The sequence below is a fragment of the Micromonospora salmantinae genome, from assembly GCF_022230905.1.
Lineage (GTDB): Bacteria > Actinomycetota > Actinomycetes > Mycobacteriales > Micromonosporaceae > Micromonospora > Micromonospora salmantinae.
The window spans coordinates 183,957-200,805 of sequence record NZ_JAKKFG010000043.1; the positions used below are offsets into that span (position 1 = coordinate 183,957).

Annotated in this window: 15 protein-coding genes and 1 tRNA gene; 6 read left to right on the forward strand and 10 right to left on the reverse strand. The window is 70.4% G+C overall.

Annotated elements, in window-relative coordinates:
* Positions 1–134 precede the first annotated feature (134 nt).
* Positions 135–1,346 (reverse strand): CapA family protein, encoded by a 1,212-nt coding sequence (locus tag PSH03_RS26965; RefSeq protein ID WP_238690780.1) that lies wholly within the window; start codon positions 1,344–1,346, stop codon positions 135–137.
* A gap of 228 nt (positions 1,347–1,574) precedes the next feature.
* On the opposite strand from PSH03_RS26965, the gene PSH03_RS26970 reads away from it, so the two are divergent.
* Positions 1,575–2,933: a glycoside hydrolase family 6 protein gene (locus tag PSH03_RS26970; protein WP_210781797.1), complete on the forward strand. Its 1,359-nt coding sequence runs from the start codon at positions 1,575–1,577 to the stop codon at positions 2,931–2,933.
* Between the two features lie 119 nt (positions 2,934–3,052).
* On the opposite strand, the gene PSH03_RS26975 is transcribed toward PSH03_RS26970, so the two are convergent.
* The gene (locus PSH03_RS26975) at positions 3,053–4,297 is read right to left on the reverse strand and encodes an MFS transporter (RefSeq protein ID WP_238690781.1); all 1,245 of its coding nucleotides are present in this window, start codon (positions 4,295–4,297) and stop codon (positions 3,053–3,055) included.
* Between the two features lie 197 nt (positions 4,298–4,494).
* Here PSH03_RS26975 and PSH03_RS26980 point away from each other — a divergent pair, with 197 nt between their 5' ends.
* Positions 4,495–5,145: a CGNR zinc finger domain-containing protein gene (locus tag PSH03_RS26980; RefSeq protein WP_238690782.1), complete on the forward strand. Its 651-nt coding sequence runs from the start codon at positions 4,495–4,497 to the stop codon at positions 5,143–5,145.
* Between the two features lie 200 nt (positions 5,146–5,345).
* Positions 5,346–5,418, forward strand: a tRNA-Arg gene (locus tag PSH03_RS26985).
* A 20-nt stretch (positions 5,419–5,438) separates the two neighbouring features.
* Here the strand turns inward: PSH03_RS26985 and PSH03_RS26990 are convergent.
* The 3 genes from PSH03_RS26990 to PSH03_RS32955 all read right to left on the reverse strand — a co-directional run bounded on the left by PSH03_RS26990 (position 5,439) and on the right by PSH03_RS32955 (position 8,071).
* Positions 5,439–6,755, reverse strand: a complete 1,317-nt coding sequence (locus PSH03_RS26990) for a M23 family metallopeptidase (protein ID WP_238690783.1) — start codon at positions 6,753–6,755, stop codon at positions 5,439–5,441.
* 81 nt (positions 6,756–6,836) lie between these two features.
* Complete coding sequence (locus tag PSH03_RS26995) at positions 6,837–7,436, reverse strand: ClpP family protease (protein WP_210781801.1); 600 nt, start codon at positions 7,434–7,436, stop codon at positions 6,837–6,839.
* 137 nt (positions 7,437–7,573) lie between these two features.
* The gene (locus tag PSH03_RS32955) at positions 7,574–8,071 is read right to left on the reverse strand and encodes a helix-turn-helix domain-containing protein (protein WP_210781802.1); all 498 of its coding nucleotides are present in this window, start codon (positions 8,069–8,071) and stop codon (positions 7,574–7,576) included.
* Positions 8,072–8,291: 220 nt separating this feature from the next.
* On the opposite strand from PSH03_RS32955, the gene PSH03_RS27005 reads away from it, so the two are divergent.
* Complete coding sequence (locus tag PSH03_RS27005; RefSeq protein ID WP_030329269.1) at positions 8,292–9,305, forward strand: potassium channel family protein; 1,014 nt, start codon at positions 8,292–8,294, stop codon at positions 9,303–9,305.
* A gap of 72 nt (positions 9,306–9,377) precedes the next feature.
* Here the strand turns inward: PSH03_RS27005 and PSH03_RS27010 are convergent, their stop codons facing one another.
* Positions 9,378–9,857, reverse strand: coding sequence for a MarR family winged helix-turn-helix transcriptional regulator (locus PSH03_RS27010; RefSeq protein WP_210781803.1), 480 nt, complete (start codon positions 9,855–9,857; stop codon positions 9,378–9,380).
* An 82-nt stretch (positions 9,858–9,939) separates the two neighbouring features.
* Here PSH03_RS27010 and PSH03_RS27015 point away from each other — a divergent pair, with 82 nt between their 5' ends.
* Positions 9,940–10,584, forward strand: a complete 645-nt coding sequence (locus PSH03_RS27015) for an FMN-dependent NADH-azoreductase (protein ID WP_238690784.1) — start codon at positions 9,940–9,942, stop codon at positions 10,582–10,584.
* A gap of 68 nt (positions 10,585–10,652) precedes the next feature.
* Here the strand turns inward: PSH03_RS27015 and PSH03_RS27020 are convergent, their stop codons facing one another.
* From PSH03_RS27020 to PSH03_RS27030, 3 genes are all read right to left on the reverse strand, one after another.
* On the reverse strand, positions 10,653–11,687 hold the full coding sequence (locus tag PSH03_RS27020) for a 2-oxoacid:ferredoxin oxidoreductase subunit beta (RefSeq protein ID WP_210781805.1): 1,035 nt from the start codon (positions 11,685–11,687) through the stop codon (positions 10,653–10,655).
* A complete protein-coding gene (locus PSH03_RS27025; protein WP_210781806.1) occupies positions 11,680–13,527 on the reverse strand; it encodes a 2-oxoacid:acceptor oxidoreductase subunit alpha in 1,848 nt (615 codons plus the stop codon). The genes PSH03_RS27020 and PSH03_RS27025 overlap by 8 nt, the downstream gene beginning before the upstream one ends.
* A gap of 280 nt (positions 13,528–13,807) precedes the next feature.
* Entirely contained in the window at positions 13,808–15,286 is a 1,479-nt protein-coding gene (locus PSH03_RS27030; RefSeq protein WP_238690785.1) for a hypothetical protein, read from the reverse strand.
* Positions 15,287–15,415: 129 nt separating this feature from the next.
* Here PSH03_RS27030 and ndhC point away from each other — a divergent pair, with 129 nt between their 5' ends.
* A complete protein-coding gene (ndhC, locus tag PSH03_RS27035; protein WP_210781808.1) occupies positions 15,416–15,793 on the forward strand; it encodes an NADH-quinone oxidoreductase subunit A in 378 nt (125 codons plus the stop codon).
* A gap of 67 nt (positions 15,794–15,860) precedes the next feature.
* Here the strand turns inward: ndhC and folP are convergent, their stop codons facing one another.
* Positions 15,861–16,730 carry a dihydropteroate synthase gene (folP, locus tag PSH03_RS27040; protein WP_210781809.1) on the reverse strand — a complete coding sequence of 290 codons (870 nt, stop codon included), beginning with the start codon at positions 16,728–16,730 and terminating at the stop codon, positions 15,861–15,863.
* Between the last annotated feature and the right edge of the window lie 119 nt (positions 16,731–16,849).

Below are 16,849 nucleotides of genomic sequence, written 5' to 3' on the forward strand. Positions count from 1 at the left end.
GGAACTGCCCCCTGGACCGCTACTCGTCCAGCCCGTCAGCCGGGGACAGCCGCCGGCCGTCGCGAATGCTAGCAAGGTGCACCACCACGAGATCCGTGATGATTTCGCTTTCGTTACCGGCTGTTTCGGGTTCGTTATCGGCGCGGTACGCCGCGTACCACCAGGCCCGCCGTGTCAGCGGCCCTGGTTAGGAGGTTGCCCTCGATCCGCTCGACCGCGGCCTCGTAGATGCGGCGTCGACCGGGGGACAGGGTGGGATCAGCCAACGCCCGCTCAAGATCGACCATACGGATGTCCGGGTTCAGATCAACGAAGGTGGGAATCGCCTCGATGGCCACCACCTTCCACCTCTTCGTCTCGCCGGCCGGACCGAACGTCACCCGGGTCATCGCGCCGTCACGGTTGGCGTTGACCGGCTCGGCATGCCGGGCGATCTGGTTGCCCATCCCGTAGACGATCCAGGTGTCGCCGATTCGCTCCACCGGCTGAACCACGTGCGCGTGGTGCCCGAAGACGACGTCCACGTCGTCGATGGCGGCGATCTGACGGGCCCAGGTCTGCTGGTCAACGTCCGGCTCGTGCTCGTACTCGGTGCCCCAGTGCAGGCTGACCACCACGATCTCCGCGCCCGCATCCCGAGCCGCCACGGCGTCCCGCCGGATCACCTTCGCGTCGATCAGTTTCGCCACCCACTCCTTGTCGGCGGGCGGGCGCAGGCCGTTGAAGCTCTTGGTGTAGCTGAGGTGCCCGATCTTCACGCCCTTGGCCTGATAGATCTTGGCGATGCGGGAATCGCGCTTGGTCCGGTAGCTGCCGGTGTGCCCCAGGTTCGACTTGTCCAACGCGTCGAGGGTCCGCTTGACGCCGTCGTACCCCTGGTCGATGGTGTGGTTCGAGGCGGTGGAGCAACCGTCGTACCCGACGCCCTTGATGCCCTTGACCACCTCCTGCGGCACACTGAACTTCGGGAAGCCGATGTACGGGCCTCCCGGCGGTGCCAGCGCGGTCTCCAGGTGGCACAGGGCCAGATCTGCGCTGGAAACGGTCTCGCGCACCGGGGCCAGCATCGGGCCGAAGTCCAACTCGCCGCCGCCGTCGCGCCGGGCCTGGTCCCACAACTCGGGGTGCACCAGGATGTCCCCCGCGCCGAGCACGGAGACGGTGCGTCCGGCGACCTTCACCGATGCGCCCAACGGGCGGGGCGGGTCGGCCGGCGCGGGCGATTCAACCGACCAGGGTCCGAGGGCGTAGATCGCGCCTACCCCGACCGCTAGTGCGATCACACAACTGAGGATCGTCCGTAGCGTGCCGGAGAACCCGCCGCTCGGCTGAGAATTGCTCGCCACCGCGACAGGCTAGTACGCCCCGGACCGCGCCCTCCTGGCGGCGTCTGGGCCAGCGACCCGGCGACGGCAGGATTGACCACTTTTCGAACGGAGAAGACGGCAGCCCCTCGCACCGGCCTCGCGCGAACCATGGCTTCACACCTTGGCAGCGGCGCGCGCCTCCGCTAACGTCCATGGGAACGCTCCCATGAACTTAGATACATCTATGTGATCTGGAGGCAACACGTCGTGGCTATCCTCTCCTCGCTCCGCCGCAGATCGGCGGCCATCAGCGTGGCAGCTGTCGCGGGCGCTACCGCCGTCGGCGTCTGCCTCGCCGTCAGCAGCGCCTCCGCCGGCACGCTGTCCGGGTCGCTCTACCGTGACCCGAGTTCGGCCGTCGTCCGCTGGGTCGCCGCCAACCCCGGTGACTCGCGTACGGCCGTCATCCGCGACAAGATCGCGAGTCAGCCGCAGGCGCGCTGGTTCGCCAACTTCAACCCCTCGACCGTGCAGTCCGAGGTCTCCGGGTTCATCGGCGCCGCCAACGCGGCGCAGCAGATCCCGGTCCTGGCCGTCTACGAGATCACCAACCGGGACTGCGGCGGGGCCAGCGCCGGTGGGGCGCCGGACCTCAACCAGTACCAGACGTGGGTGTCCAACTTCGCCAGGGGACTGGGCAACCAGACCGTCATCATCATCCTGGAAACCGACTCGCTCGCTCTCCTGACGTGCCTGAGCGGCGCCGAGATCAACGCGCGCAACGAGGCGATCTCGACGGCCACCCGGACCATCAAGTCGGGCAACCCCAACGCCAAGGTGTACCTCGACGGCGGCCACTCCACCTGGAACAGCGCCGGTGAGACGGCCAACCGGCTCCGGGCCGCCGGCGTGCAGTACGCCGACGGCTTCTTCACCAACGTGTCGAACTACAACTCCACCTCCAGCGAGGCGAACTTCGGTCGGGCGGTCATCTCCGCCCTCAACGGCATGGGGGTCTCGGGCAAGCGCCAGGTCATCGACACCAGCCGCAACGGGGGCGCCAGCGGGGACTGGTGCGGCGACGACAACACCGACCGGCGCATCGGGCAGTACCCGACGACCAACACGGGTGACGGCAACATCGACGCGTACCTGTGGGTGAAGCCGCCGGGGGAGGCGGACGGCTGCCGCTTCACGGCCGGTTCGTTCCAGCCCGACCTGGCTTTCAGCCTGGCCAACGGCGCGCCCAACCCGCCCACCACCGCCCCGCCGACGACCACTCCCCCGACCACGACCCCGCCGACGACCACGCCGCCAACCACCCCTCCGCCGGCCGGTGACGGCTGCTCCGCGTCGATAGCGGTCAACCAGTGGGCTGGCGGTTTCACCGCGAGCGTGACTGTCACCGCCGGCCAGTCCGACATCAACGGCTGGAACGTGACCGTCGCGCTGCCCGGCGGCTCGGTCACCAGCGCCTGGAACGCGCAGGTCAGCGGCACCAGCGGAACCGTCGGGTTCACCAACGTGAGCTACAACGGACGGGTCCTCGGCCGGCAGTCGACCAACTTCGGCTTCCAGGGCACCGGCACCGGCCCGGGCGTGTTGGCCGACTGCGTGACCAGCTGACCCACCCGATGCGGCGGCCCGGCGCGGAGGACCACTCTCCGCTCCGGGCCGCTCTGTGCCACCCCGGTGAACGCTCAGGTCGCGCTCGCGCCCCCGTAGCTCAGGGGATGCCGCACCGTCTATGTCCGTACGCTGGTCGCCTGCGGCTTCTCGGCATCGCGGCCGTGGATCGGGCGTGCCGACCAACTGCTGTGGTCGGGCTTGTGGCTCCTCCCTCTCCTGCGGGACATTTCGTGGCCGGCGAGCAACGCCATCGCCACGGCTGTCAGCAGGCCACCGAACAGTGGGATGACGCGCACACCGGCCGTCGCCAGCAGACCCGCGCCTATCAACGAGCCGGCCGCGAGGCCGAAGTTGAACGCGACGCTGAGGCTGGCCGACGCCATGTCGGTGGTCGACGGGGCCACCTGCATGACGCGGTGCTGAACTCCCGCGATCAGCGAACTGAACGACATCCCCGCCACGGCGAGCAACGGGATCGTCAATACCTTGCTCGCGCCAACTCCATGGAGGCCGAGCATCGCGGCGGTGAGGAGCCCCAGGAGAACCAGCACGACACCGAGCGGAAACCGGTCCAGGACCCGACCGACCGCCCAGGTGCCGGCGACGCCGAACGAGCCCTGGACGAAGAGCAGCAGGCCGAGAGACGCTGCGGCGAACCCGCTGACGTCGAGGAGAAACACGGTCATGTAGGTGAACGCGCCCATGGCACCGGTGACCGCGAGGACGGTGGCGAGGAGAAGTACGACGAAGCGTGGCCGGTCCGGCATCGGCCCGATGTCGCCCGCACTCTGCTGCGGTGTGACGCTCGGTAGGAGCAGGGCGACCGCGACGCAGGTGACGAAGCCGAAGACGGCCATCGCGACGAAGGCGGCCCGCCACCCGGCCTGCCCGCCCAACCAGGTGCTCAGCGGCACCCCGAGAACCGGGCCGAGCGCGTTGCCGATCGACAGTCGAGCCACGATGCGGCCTCGGATGTTCGCGGGGAACATCGAGATCGCTACCGGGAACACCACCGCCCAGAAGACGCCATTCGTGGTGGCGGACACCAGCCGCGCGGCGAGTAACACCTCGTAGGAGGTTGCGAAGGCCGACACCGCCGTCGCCGCGGCGAACACACCGAGGGCACCGGCGAGCAGCGGGCGCCGGGGCACACGCCTGGTGACCCGGGTCAGCGGGAGCGCCACAACCATGACCACCACTGCGTACCCGGTCACCAGCAGACCGGCCTCGGACCTGGAGCGTCCCAGGTCTGGCGCGATCAGCGTGAGCAACCCGATCGGAAGCACCTCGGTGGTGACGTAACAGAAAGTGGCTGCGGACAACGCGGCGAGGGCATAGACCGCGCGTCGTTGGTGCACCATTGGCTACCTCCCAGATCCTGGACGAGGTGTAGCGATCAGCCGCCCGGGATGAGGCATCGTGATCCCGGCTAACTTGGTTTTGACGGTAGCATAGCTAACCGTGGATCCCCGTTTTTCTCACGTGCGTAGCAAGCAGACGTGAGGTGCAGGCGCGGTGCGTAACTGTCTTAAACGGTTTAGGTGGTAGCGTCGGCGGTATGCCACTCGACGTGTGCCAGCTACCGTTGGTCGGCGGCCACCCGGCACTCGATCTGGTCAACACGCTGGAGCGAGGGGAGGAGTCGCCGCACGATTTCCTGTCCGACAGTTCCGCTCTGCTGCGGTGGTCGGTCCCGGTGGGCGTGATCAGCGACGCGGAGGCCGACCAGGTGGGCCGGGCGTGGCGCGACGAGCCCGCCGCGGCGCATGCGGGACTGGCCGCCGTGCGGGACATCCGTGAGGGGTTGTACGTCGTGATGCTCGCGGCGATCACCGACGCGGACGGTGGCACGGCGGGCGACCCCATCGCCGCCGGTGCCGCGCTGGTCGCCCTACATCAGCGCTGGTCCGGCGCGGCCGCCCGAGCGAGACTCGTGCTCGACTCGTCGCAGGTGCGACTGGTCTACGGCACGGTGCCGGCCATGTTGGTGCCCGACCGGATCGCGGAGGCCGCCCTCGACGTCATGCTGACGGCCGACCTGGCCCGGGTGCGCCGCTGTCCGGTGCCCGAAGGGGGCTGTGGCTGGCTGTTCCTCGATCAGAGCCGCAACGGTTCCCGCCGCTGGTGCCGCATGGCCGACTGCGGCAACGCGGTGAAGGCGCGACGGCTCACCGAGCGTCGCCGCGCGGCCCGGCCCGCCAGCTCGTAGCCGGTCGACGATGGTGATCGATGGTGTGCGTGGTGAGTTGCCGCCGGCGGCGGACCGGTCCTGACCTCATGTCGGTTCCACTGGCGTCCCGTCGGGTTGTCGCCCTGTGCTGGGACAACAGGCGTCCGGGTGGCGGGGCGAGCGCCTGCCGCTCCCTGCCACCCCAGCTGGACGCCCGGGTCGCTAGACTGGGCCCTCGCGCCCCCGTAGCTCAGGGGATAGAGCATCGGTTTCCTAAACCGTGTGTCGCAGGTTCGAATCCTGCCGGGGGCACCTCGAAGACCAGCGGTCAGTCAGGCGGCGTAGATGAGCTTGACGCCGTCCAGGCCGAGTGCCGCTGCCCGTGTGCCGCGGACTCCGCTGTTGAGGTTGCGCCAACTGTTGTTGCTGGCGGCCTCGTGCACCCACCCGTCGACGACGTTGTAGATGTGCTTCACCCCGGTGACGTTGAGCGCGGCCAGCGAGGTGCCCTGGGCGCCGTGGATGCCGGTCCACAGGTTGGCCCAGCCCGCGTTGCTGGCGGCCTCGTAGACCCGGCCGCCGTCCAGTGTGTAGAGGATCTTCGTGCTGCCCACTGTGATCGCCGCTACCGCCGAGGCCGGGATGCCCGTGTTCAGGTTCCGCCAGGCGTTGGCGCTGTGCGCCTCGTGTACGTAGCCGCCGACGATGCTGTAGACGTACTTGACGCCGTTCAGCGCGATCACCGAGATCGAGGATGAGCTGGCACCACCGACGCCGGTGTTGAGGTTGCGCCAGCCGTTGTTGCTGGCGGCCTCGTGCACGTACCCGTCGACGACGTTGTAGACCAGCTTCACCCCGTCGAGGTTGATCGTGGCCAGTGCGGTGCCCTGTGCGCCGTGGATGCCGGTCCACAGGTTGGCCCAGCCGGTGTTGCTGGCGGCCTCGTGGATCCGGCCGCCGTTGAGGGTGTAGAGGATCTTCGTGGATCCGAGGGTGATCGCGGTCGTCGCCGTGCCGGTCACCGCGCCCGCGCTGCCGGAGACCGGCAGGGCACGCCAGCCGGCGTTGCTGGCCGCCTCGAACACCTGACGGGGCTGGTCGGCTGGGTTCTGCTGGATGAAGACCAGCGGGTTGATCCGGGTGCCGGACGGGTCGATCATGTGCCAGTGCAGGTGTGGGCCCGTCGAGCTGCCCGAGCCGGGTGCGCCGGCAGCGCCGCCGGAGCGGCCCACGATCGTGCCCGCGCCCACGCTGGCACCGTTGCCGAGCAGGAACTGCGACAGGTGCAGGTACTGGCTGCGGTACCCGTCCGCGTGGTGGATCGTGACGGTGTGCCCGCCCGTGCCGTTGTTGGGAATGTTCTGGATGGTGCCGGCGCCGCAGGCCGGCAACGCCGTGCCCACCCCCATCCCGAAGTCGATGCCGCCGAGTGACCCGCGGCGGAGGTGACCCTCCCAGGTGTCGGTGATCGGGTAGGCGCTGAACGGGTTGTAGATCGACGGTGCGGCCCGCGCGGCCTCGGGAATCAGCAGGCCACCGGTGCTGATGGCGCCCGCACCCAGCACCGCCGCGCGTACCATCGTGCGGCGACTCACGGCGGAGGTGGTCGTGTCGTCGCCGCAGCAGCTACCTTCGTGACCGTCAGCCATTCCCACTCCTTCACCCGCCGAAATATCTACGGAGGCTAATGGGTGGGGTGGTCTGGCGGTACCGCGGCCACCAGACGTTGATCAGAGCGTTGGCAGCTGTTCGGCTCGGGTGACCACCTGGTCGATGAGACCGTATTCCCGGGCCTGCTCGGCGGTGAACCAGCGGTCCCGGTCCCAGTCTCGCTGGATCTCGTCGAGGGTCCGTCCACTGTGCTGGGCGATCAGCTCCTGCATCGTCCGCTTCACGTGCAGCATGTTCTCCGCCTGGATGGTGATGTCGGCGGCGGTTCCGCCCATCCCGCCGGACGGCTGGTGCATCATGATCCGCGAGTGCGGCAGCGCGTACCGCTTGCCGGCCGCACCCGCGCAGAGCAGGAACTGCCCCATCGAGCCGGCGAACCCGAGCGCCAGCGTCGCCACGTCGTTGCGGACGTAGCGCATCGTGTCGTAGACAGCCATTCCCGCGCTCACCGAACCGCCCGGCGAGTTGATGTAGAGGTAGATGTCGCGGTTGTCGTCCTCGGCGGCGAGCAGCAGGATCTGCGCGCAGATCTGGTTGGCCGACTCCTCCGTCACCTCGGTGCCGAGGAAGACGATCCGCTCCCGCAGCAGCCGCTCGAACACATGGTCACCGAAGGACGGCTGCCCGCCCTCCAGCATTCGCACGTCGTACCCGATCATGTGCCGCCGCCTTCCGCCGTGCCGGCGGGCGGTGGGGACCACCCGGTGGACCGGCCCCTTCAGCGTGCGGGCGACGGCAGTGGCTGGCCCAGTGATTCTGCCGCCGGCAGATCCGCCGACGGCAGAACCCACGCGGCCTACGCGACGGTCACCCGCCGCAGGCCCAGCCGGGCCTGTGCACAGTCAGCCAGGGCGGCGGTACGCGGACCGGGGCGCGAGCCACCAGCGGAGGCTCTTCCGTCGACGCTGAGGGTCGGCTCGCTCGCCACCGGCCCGCGGTGCAGGACGAACCCGCCGACACGTGGACCCACCAGCAGTGTGGCGTTGCCGATCTCCCGCCGAGTCGCATCGACCCGCTCCAGGTGGGTGAGCGCGGCGCGCGGCGCGGCCGGGAGGCGGGGTTCGACCCGGCGCATGTCGTCGCGGGCCTCGCCGAGCAGGTCGGCGAGGCTGATGCCGAGCGCTCGGCAGATCGCCGCCAGCACCTCCGACGAGGCCTCCTTCCGGCCCCGCTCGACCTCCGAGAGGTAGGGCACGGAGACGTCGGCCGACGCGGCCACCTCGCGCAGCGTGCGGCCCTGACGCTGGCGGTGGCGGCGCAGCACCCCGCCGATGACTCGTCGCAGTAACGACATGCCGGCCTCACTTTCGCGGTCGTCGTCGGGAACACCCTCATCATGCCCGTCCGCGGCCGTCCGGACCGACCCGTCCGGGCCCGCGCCGCTCCGTCGGCGGGCCCCGGGGCTCTCACCGGTGGGCGCGCCGCCGGTTGTCCGCCGCGACCCGGACGTGCGGTCGACGGTGTACCCGCTATGTTGTGGGCGTGCAGGCGACGGCGGGGGAGCAGGTTCGACGGTGATCCATTTTCCCGCGCAGCGCCGGGGCCCACTGAGCGCGCTGAGCCTTCGGCTCGCCGCCGCCCTGGGCCTGGTCTTCGCCGTGGTCGCCGCGGTCTACCTGGGCCGGGACGGCTACCGCGATGTCAACGAGGATGGCCTCACCCTCCTCGACTGCTTCTACTACGCGGTCGTGTCGCTCTCGACCACCGGCTACGGGGACATCACCCCGGCCGCGCCGTCGGCTCGGCTGGTCAACGTCCTCTTCATCACCCCGGCCCGAGTGATCTTCCTTATCATCCTGGTCGGCACCACCCTGGAAGTTCTGACCGAGCAGTACCGGACCGGCCGTCGCCTGTCGCGGTGGAGGAGAGCCGTGAAGGACCACGTCATCATCTGCGGCTACGGCACCAAGGGGCGCAGCGCTGTGTCCGCCCTGATGGAGAACGGTCTGGACCGCTCGCGGATCGTGGTGGTGGAGCGCAGTGCCGCCGCCCTGCGGCAGGCCACCTCCGCCGGGCTGGTGGCGATCGAGGGCTCGGCGACCCGGTCGTCGGTGCTGAACGAGGCGCACGTCAAGAGCGCGAAGGCCGTGATCATCGCGACCGACAGTGACGACGCGTCGGTGCTGGTCGCGCTGACGGTACGGCAGCTCACCGCTGGACAGGTCCGCATCATCGCGGCGGCGCGGGAGGCGGAGAACGCTCCGCTGCTCAAGCAGAGTGGCGCGCACCATGTGATCGTCTCGTCGGCCACGGCGGGCCGGCTGCTCGGCCTGTCCACCTCGGCGCCGCCGCTGATCGACGTGGTGGAGGACCTGCTCACCCCCGGTCAGGGCATGGCGCTGGCGATGCGTTCCGCCGAGCGGGACGAGGTGGGTCGCTCGCCGCGTGAGCTGGAGTCGTTGGTGATCGCCCTGGTGCGGCGGGGCAAGGTGGTCACCCTGGCCGACCGGGCCGGCGCGGTGATCGAGACCGGCGACATGCTCGTGCACGTACGCGACGACCGCCCCCAGTCGGCCACCACCGCCTGATCGTCCTACCGCGATCGGTCGGTGTGACCGCCGGCATGACGGCACCGCTGTCGCCGCTGTGGTGAGCCGGCGTCAGCAGGTGTCGTCGGCGACGCAGATCGCCTCGGTGCAGCTGACCGCCGTGCCGGTGGAGGCCCGGCTGAGCAGTTCGTAGAGCGTCTCCCGTTCGGCGGGATCAAGCGCGCCCAGCACCTCGTCCTCGGCGCCGGCCAGGGCGCATTCGGCCTCGCTGAGGCGTTTTGCCCCATCTTCGGTGAGTTCGACGACGTGTCGGCGGCGATCCTCGGGTGAGCGCCGACGCTCGATCAGCTGCTTCGCCTCCAGGTCGTTGAGCAGCCCGACGATGTTGGTGCTGTCCATTTCGAGGATGGTGGCGAGCGCCTGTTGCCCGGTGCCGCCGCCGGCACGCAGCACTGTGAGTGCGACCAGATGCCGGGGGCGTAGCCCCAGCGGCGCCAGCACCGACTCCGACCGCAGCCGCATCCGTCGGGCCAGATGGTCCAGGAGTGCGCCCGAGCGGTGCTCGGAGGAGTCGAGCGGCTGCGCGGACATGTGACCCAGTCTACCGACTCAGCGGAACATCGGCCTGCTATAAATAGTTGGTGCCTCACGAACGATCCCTGGAGGAGGAATGATGCATCTGCTGCATATTGATTCGAGCATCCGCGGTGACTGGTCGGTCAGCCGGCGGCTCACCGCCCGTGCGGTCGACGCATGGCGTGCGGCCCACCCGGACGGCACCGTGGCATACCGGGACCTGGGCGCCGAGCCGCTGCCGCACCTGGACGCGGACGGCGGGCTGGCGCGAATGACCCCTCCGGACCAGCACACGCCGGCCCAGCGCGAGTCCTGGCAGCTCAGCGAGCGGCTCGTCGACGAGGTGAAGCAGGCCGACGTGGTGCTGCTCGGCCTGCCGCTCTACAACTACGGCGCGCCGAGCAGCGTCAAGTCCTGGGTCGACCACCTGATCGTTCCCGGGCTGGCGTACGACCCGACGACCCAGGAGGGCCTGCTCGGCGGGCGCGATTTCGTGGTGCTGGCCACCCGGGGCGGCGGCTACGGCGAGGGCGCTCCTCGCAACGGCTGGGACCACGCCGAGCCGTGGCTCCCGCACGGCCTGTCGATGACCGGCATGGAGCCGCGCTTCATCAGCGCCGAACTGACCCTGGCGCCGTCGGTGCCGGCGATGGCCGAGCTGATCCCGCTGCACGAGGCGAGCCTCGCGGCGGCCGAGAAGGAGATCGACAACCTCTGGATGCCGGCCACCGCCCAGCGCTGAGAAAGCGGCGGTACGACGAGAGCGGCCGCCCCCGATCGGGGACGGCCGCTCTCGTCGGTACGGAGGGGTCAGATGATCGTCCAGGTGTCGCCGCTGCCCAGCAGGCCGGCGAGCTGCTGCTCGGGGGTCTCGGTGACCTTGGCCTTGGCGGCCGCGAGCTGAGCCTGCACCACGCTGTCGTAGGACGGTCGGTCCACCGAGCGGAACACCCCGATCGGAGTGTTGCGCAGGTCCAGGCCGGGCAGCCGGGACAGCGCGAAGGCGTAAGCAGGGTCGGTCACCGTCGCGTCGTGCACGACGATCTCCTCCGGGCGGACCGAGTTGGTGTCCCGGACCTCCAGGCCGAAGCCGCCCGGCGGGTGCACCACGCAGAACTGCCCGTCGGCCCCGAAGGTGATCGGCTGGCCGTGCTCCAGGCGGATCAGGTAGTCGTCCCGCGTGGACGGGTCCTTGAGCTGCTCGAACGCCCCATCGTTGAAGATGTTGCAGTTCTGGTAGATCTCCACGAACGCCGAACCCTCGTGCTCCGCGGCGGCCCGCAGCACCGACTGGAGGTGCTTGCGGTCCGAGTCGATGGTGCGGCCCACGAAGCTGGCCTCCGCCCCGAGCGCGAGCGAGAGCGGGTTGAACGGGGCGTCCGCCGAGCCGGCCGGTGTCGACTTGGTGACCTTGCCGACCTCGGACGTCGGAGAATACTGGCCCTTGGTCAGACCGTAGATCCGGTTGTTGAACAGCAGGATCTTGAGGTTGACGTTGCGCCGCAGCGCGTGGATCAGGTGGTTGCCACCGATGGAGAGCGCGTCGCCGTCGCCGGTGACCACCCAGACCGACAGGTCCGGCCGGGACACCGACAGGCCGGTTGCGATGGCCGGGGCCCGACCGTGGATCGAGTGCATCCCGTACGTGTTCATGTAGTACGGGAAGCGGGACGAGCAACCGATCCCGGAGACGAAGACGGTGCGCTCCCGGGGGATGTTCAGCTCCGGCATGAACTGCTGGATGGCTGCCAGGATCGCGTAGTCACCGCAGCCGGGGCACCAGCGCACCTCCTGGTCGGACTTGAAGTCCTTCGCGGTGAGCTTGACGGCGACGGGCTCAGACATTCTTCAGCACCTCTTCCAGCGTCGTCTCCAGCTCGGCGGCCGTGAACGGAAGACCGCGGACCTGGTTGTAGCTGATCGCGTCGACCAGGTAGCGGGCCCGGATGACGTGGGCCAGCTGGCCCAGGTTCATCTCCGGGATGACCACCTTGTCGTACGAGCGGAGCACCTCACCGAGGTTGGCCGGCATCGGTGCCAGGTGCCGCAGGTGCGCCTGAGCGATGGAGAGACCACGCTGGCGGACCCCGCGGCACGCCGCGCCGATCGGCCCGTACGTCGAGCCCCAGCCGAGGACCAGCACCCGGGCGTCGCCGTCCGGGTCCTCCACCTCGATGTCCGGCACCGGGATCGTCTCGATCCGGGCGGCCCGGGTGCGCACCATGAAGTCGTGGTTGGCCGGGTCGTAGGAGATGTCGCCGGTCTTGTCGGCCTTCTCCAGACCGCCGATCCGGTGCTCCAGGCCCGCGGTGCCGGGAATCGCCCACGGCCGGGCCAGGGTCTCCGGGTCACGCAGGTAGGGCAGGAAGGTGGTGCCGTCCTCGCCGTTGGGCTTGGTGGCGAACTCGACCCGCAGGTCGGGCAGCGACTCCACGTCCGGCAGCAGCCACGGCTCGGAGCCGTTGGCGACGTAGTTGTCGGACAGCAGGATCACCGGGGTGCGGTAGGTGAGCGCGATCCGGGCCGCCTCCAGCGCCGCGAAGAAGCAGTCCGACGGTGACCGGGGCGCGATCACCGCGACCGGCGCCTCACCGTGCCGACCGTAGAGCGCCATGTTGAGGTCGGCCTGCTCGGTCTTGGTCGGCATGCCGGTGGACGGGCCGGCGCGCTGCACGTCCACGATCACCAGCGGCAGCTCCAGCGCCACCGCGAGCGAGATCGTCTCGCTCTTGAGCGCCACGCCGGGACCGCTGGTGGTGGTCACGCCGAGCGACCCGCCGTAGGAGGCGCCCAGTGCGGCGCCGACTGCCGCGATCTCGTCCTCGGCCTGCACTGTGAGAACGCCGAAGCGCTTGTGCTTGCTCAGCTCGTGCAGGATGTCCGACGCGGGCGTGATCGGGTACGCGCCGAGGAAGACTGGCAGCCCGGAGCGGACCCCGGCGGCGACCAACCCCAGCGAGAGCGCCGCGTTGCCGGTGATGTTGCGGTACGTGCCCGGCTTCATCTTGGCCGGCTTGACCTCGTAGCGGACCCCGAAGTCCTCGGTGGTCTCGCCGAAGTTCCAGCCGGCCTTGAAGGCGGCGACGTTCGCGGCGACCAGCTCCGGACGGGCCGCGAACTTGCGCTCCAGGAAGCGCAGCGTCGACTCGTAGGGCCGGGAGTACATCCAGGAGAGCAGCCCGAGCGCGAACATGTTCTTCGACCGCTCGGCGTCCTTCTTGGACACCTGGTGGGCGGCGAGCGCGCCGACCGTCATCGAGGTCAGCGCCACCGGGTGCACCACGTAACCGGCCAGCGAGTCGTCGTCCAGCGGGCTGGCCTGGTAACCGACCTTGGCAAGGTTGCGCTTGGTGAACTCGTCGGTGTTGACGATGATGTCCGCGCCGCGCGGCAGATCGGCCAGGTTGGCCTTGAGCGCCGCCGGGTTCATCGCCACCAGCACGTTGGGCGCGTCGCCCGGCGTGAGGATGTCGTAGTCGGCGAAGTGCACCTGGAAGCTCGACACGCCGGGCAGGGTGCCGGCGGGGGCCCGGATCTCGGCGGGGAAGTTTGGCAGCGTGGAGATGTCGTTGCCGAGCTGCGCCGTCTCCGAGGTGAACCGGTCGCCGGTCAGCTGCATGCCGTCGCCGGAGTCACCGGCGAACCGGATGACCACCCGGTCGAGTTGACGGATCTGCTTGGTCACTGTGCCACCTTCGTTCGCGACTGCGGGGCTTGCCCGGCCACGGAACCTCCTTGACGCAACGCTTCACCGCACCGCCCAGGGCTGGTCCGGCCGCTGTCGTTCCTCACCTGAGAGCCTACGTCTAAGGGAGCCCTAACCATCCCCGGAGGTCCGCCGACTGGGACCGGATCGGGATGCGAAATGCCCACTTCTGTGGGGTTACGCACCGCCCGCCGTAATTCAGATCACCACCGGGTCGCGCCGACGACCCCGGCCGCGCGCTGCCGGGGTCGTCAGTCAATCAGTCGACCGGGTTGGGCGCGGGCTCGGGCGGCGGACCGCCGAGCCGGCGGCGCAGCGAGGTCGTGGCCAGCGTGAGAGCCAGCACCACCAGCAGCGTGGAGACCGCGATCAGGATGACCGCGGTGCGCTGCACCGAGGTCAACCCGCCGTCCCCGGTCGTGGCGCCAGCGGGCAGTACGCCCTGCGAGCCGGTCGGCGCGGGCGGGGAGACCACCGGCGTGGCCAGTGCGGCCGCCGCGGTGATCCGGAAGCTCATCTGCACCCGACGGGTCGGGCCGCTGCGTGGATCGAGTTGACCGATCACGGCCCCGGACAGAGGCGCCTCCCGCTGCGCCTGCGGCGTCGCCTCCACCGGTAGCTGCACCTCGGCGGTCGTGCCCGCCAGCACCAGGCCGGCGTCGCAGCGGGTACGCGTCGGGTCGACCGCCACGCAGCCGAGCGGTGGGGTCGGCACGGTCACCCCGGCCGGCAGGACGACCTCGACCCGGCCGGCGGCGTCCACAGCGCCGGTGTTGCCCAGCCGGAGGGTGAGGGTGCTGGGGCCGCCGCTGATGTCGAAGGCCACCTCGTCGGCGGCGAGCGCGATCCCGGGCACCGGCGGGCCCGCTGGGAAGAGCACCGCGAAGCCCTGGTCGTCGGTCGCCTCCCCGACCGCTCCCGGCGCGTCCGCGATGACCTGGACGGAGCCGCTGAGCGGCATCTGCTTCCACGCCGTGACAGCGACCCGCAGCCGGAGCACGGTGCTGAACCGGACGCCCGCTCCGGCGGTCCAGGCACCGCATCGGTACGTCCCACCACCGTCGGCGGCGCAGCCCTTCGTGCCGGCGTCGGTCAGCCCGGCGGGCAGCGTGTACGAGAGTCGGATCTGTTCCGTGGTGGTACCGGTGTTGTGCACCGTGACCTGGAGGGTGGCTGCCGTGCTCGGCGTGTTCCAGTACGCCTCGGTGAGGGTGACGTCGCCGGTGGTGACCTGCACGCCCAGCGGGCTCTGCGGCGGCGGCGCCGAACCCGGGGCGGGCGGGCGGACCGTCGGCGCCGGCGGCGTTGGCGGGGCCGGGGGTGTCGTCGGTGGCACCGGGGGAGTTGAGCTGGGCGGTCGGGTGGTGCCGCCCGGCGCGGGCGCGCTGGTGGTCGGCGCTGGCGGGATCTCCGGGGCGGTGGTCACCGGCGCCGGTGGCGTCGACTCCGGTGGTGGTGCGGTGGTCTCCGGTGCCGGGTCGGTCGGCTCCGGTTCACCGCCCGGATCTTCGGTCGGGGTGGGCTCCTCCGCCGGTGTGGTCGGCGGCCCCTCGCCTCCCGGTTCGTTGACCGGCTCGGCCGAGGTCGCGACCGGGTCCGCGTCCGGTGCGGCCGCGCTGGCCCACGCCGGCCCCACGGCGAGCGCCGTGAGCAGGCCGAGCGCGAGCGCGGTCGCCAGCAGGGGCGTGGAACGCCGCCCCTCCGCCCGGTTACCGGGCGATGCCTTCACGCGGGCCATCTGTCCTCCGGTGACATGGGTGGGTGTCCAATATTCGGTAACAGTTGCCCCGGTGCACTAGTCCCATCTGGAAACAAATCCGTAACGTGTTTGGGACGACCCCTCCGGGCGGACGGTAGGCTCCCGACTGTGAACGGATACCTGGGCTCGTACGCGACGCTCGGGCTCCTGCTGCTCGCCAGCGTTGTCTTCTTCGTTACGGCGTTCTCGGCCAACCGGGTGTTACGCCCGGCGCGTCCGGCCGACCCGCCGGGCAAGCGGGCCAGCTACGAGTGCGGGCTCGACCCGGTCGGCGCCGACTGGGCGCAGATGCAGATCCGCTACTACGTGTACGCCTACCTCTACGTCCTGTTCGCGGTCGAGGCGGTGTTCCTCTTTCCCTGGGCGGTGGTCTTCGACCGGCCGGGCTTCGGTCTGGTGACGGTGGTGGAGATGGCGGTGTTCGTGGCCGTGCTCGCGCTCGGCATCCTCTACGCCTGGCGTAGGAACATCCTCCGCTGGACCTGAGCGCCACTGCCTCCGGCGATCGTGTCGGTCCGTCCGGCCGTTCGCGGTCGGTTACGGCGACGACCGGTCAGGCGAGCCCTCGGCGGGTGGCAGTGGGCGGGCGGTCGCCTCGGATCGAGGCCACCATGTCCAGCACCCGGCGGGTCGGGCCGACCTGGTGGGCCCGGAAGACCCGGGCGCCCGACCAGGCCGAGACGGCCGTCGCGGCGAGCGTCCCCTCCAGCCGTTCGGCCACCGGCAGGCCCAACGTCTCACCGATGAAGTCCTTGTTGGAGAGCGCCACCAGCACCGGCCAGCCGGTCGCGGTCAGCTCGTCCAGTCGGCGGGTGATCTCCAGCGAGTGCCGGGTGTTCTTGCCGAAGTCGTGCGCCGGGTCGATGAGGATGCCGTCGGGGCGTACCCCTGCCGCCACCGCGCCCTCGGCGAGCCCGGTCACCGTCGCGACCACGTCGGCGACCACGTCGGTGAAGGCTGCCCGGTGCGGCCTGGTCCGCGGCGTCAGCCCGCCGGCGTGCGAACAGACCAGGCCGGCGCCGGTCCGGGCGGCCACCCGGACCAACGCCGGGTCGACGCCCGACCAGGTGTCGTTGAGGAGGTCGGCCCCGGCCGCCACGGCCTCCGTCGCCACCTCGGCCCGCCAGGTGTCGATGGAGATCACCACCTCCGGAAACGCGGCTCGGACGGCGGCGATGGTGTCCACCGTGCGCCGGATCTCCTCGGCCACGTCCACGTCCGCGCCGGGGCCGGCCTTGACGCCGCCGATGTCGATGATGGCCGCGCCCTCGTCCACCGCCCGCTCCACAGCGCGCAGAGCGCTGTCCGCGGCGTAGGTGGCCCCGCGGTCGAAGAACGAGTCCGGCGTGCGGTTGATGATCGCCATCACCACCAGCTCGCCGGGGGCGAACGTGTGCCCACCCAGCCGAAGCGCCCCGGCCATGCCCGCCTCCTGGAAGTTCACGCCGTCGCCGCCGCGTCGGCCGGTCCCGACGCTAGTCGGTCGCCCGTCCACGATTCCGGCCGGGCGTCGGCACCGATCGTGATCGAGGCGGGTGGCGG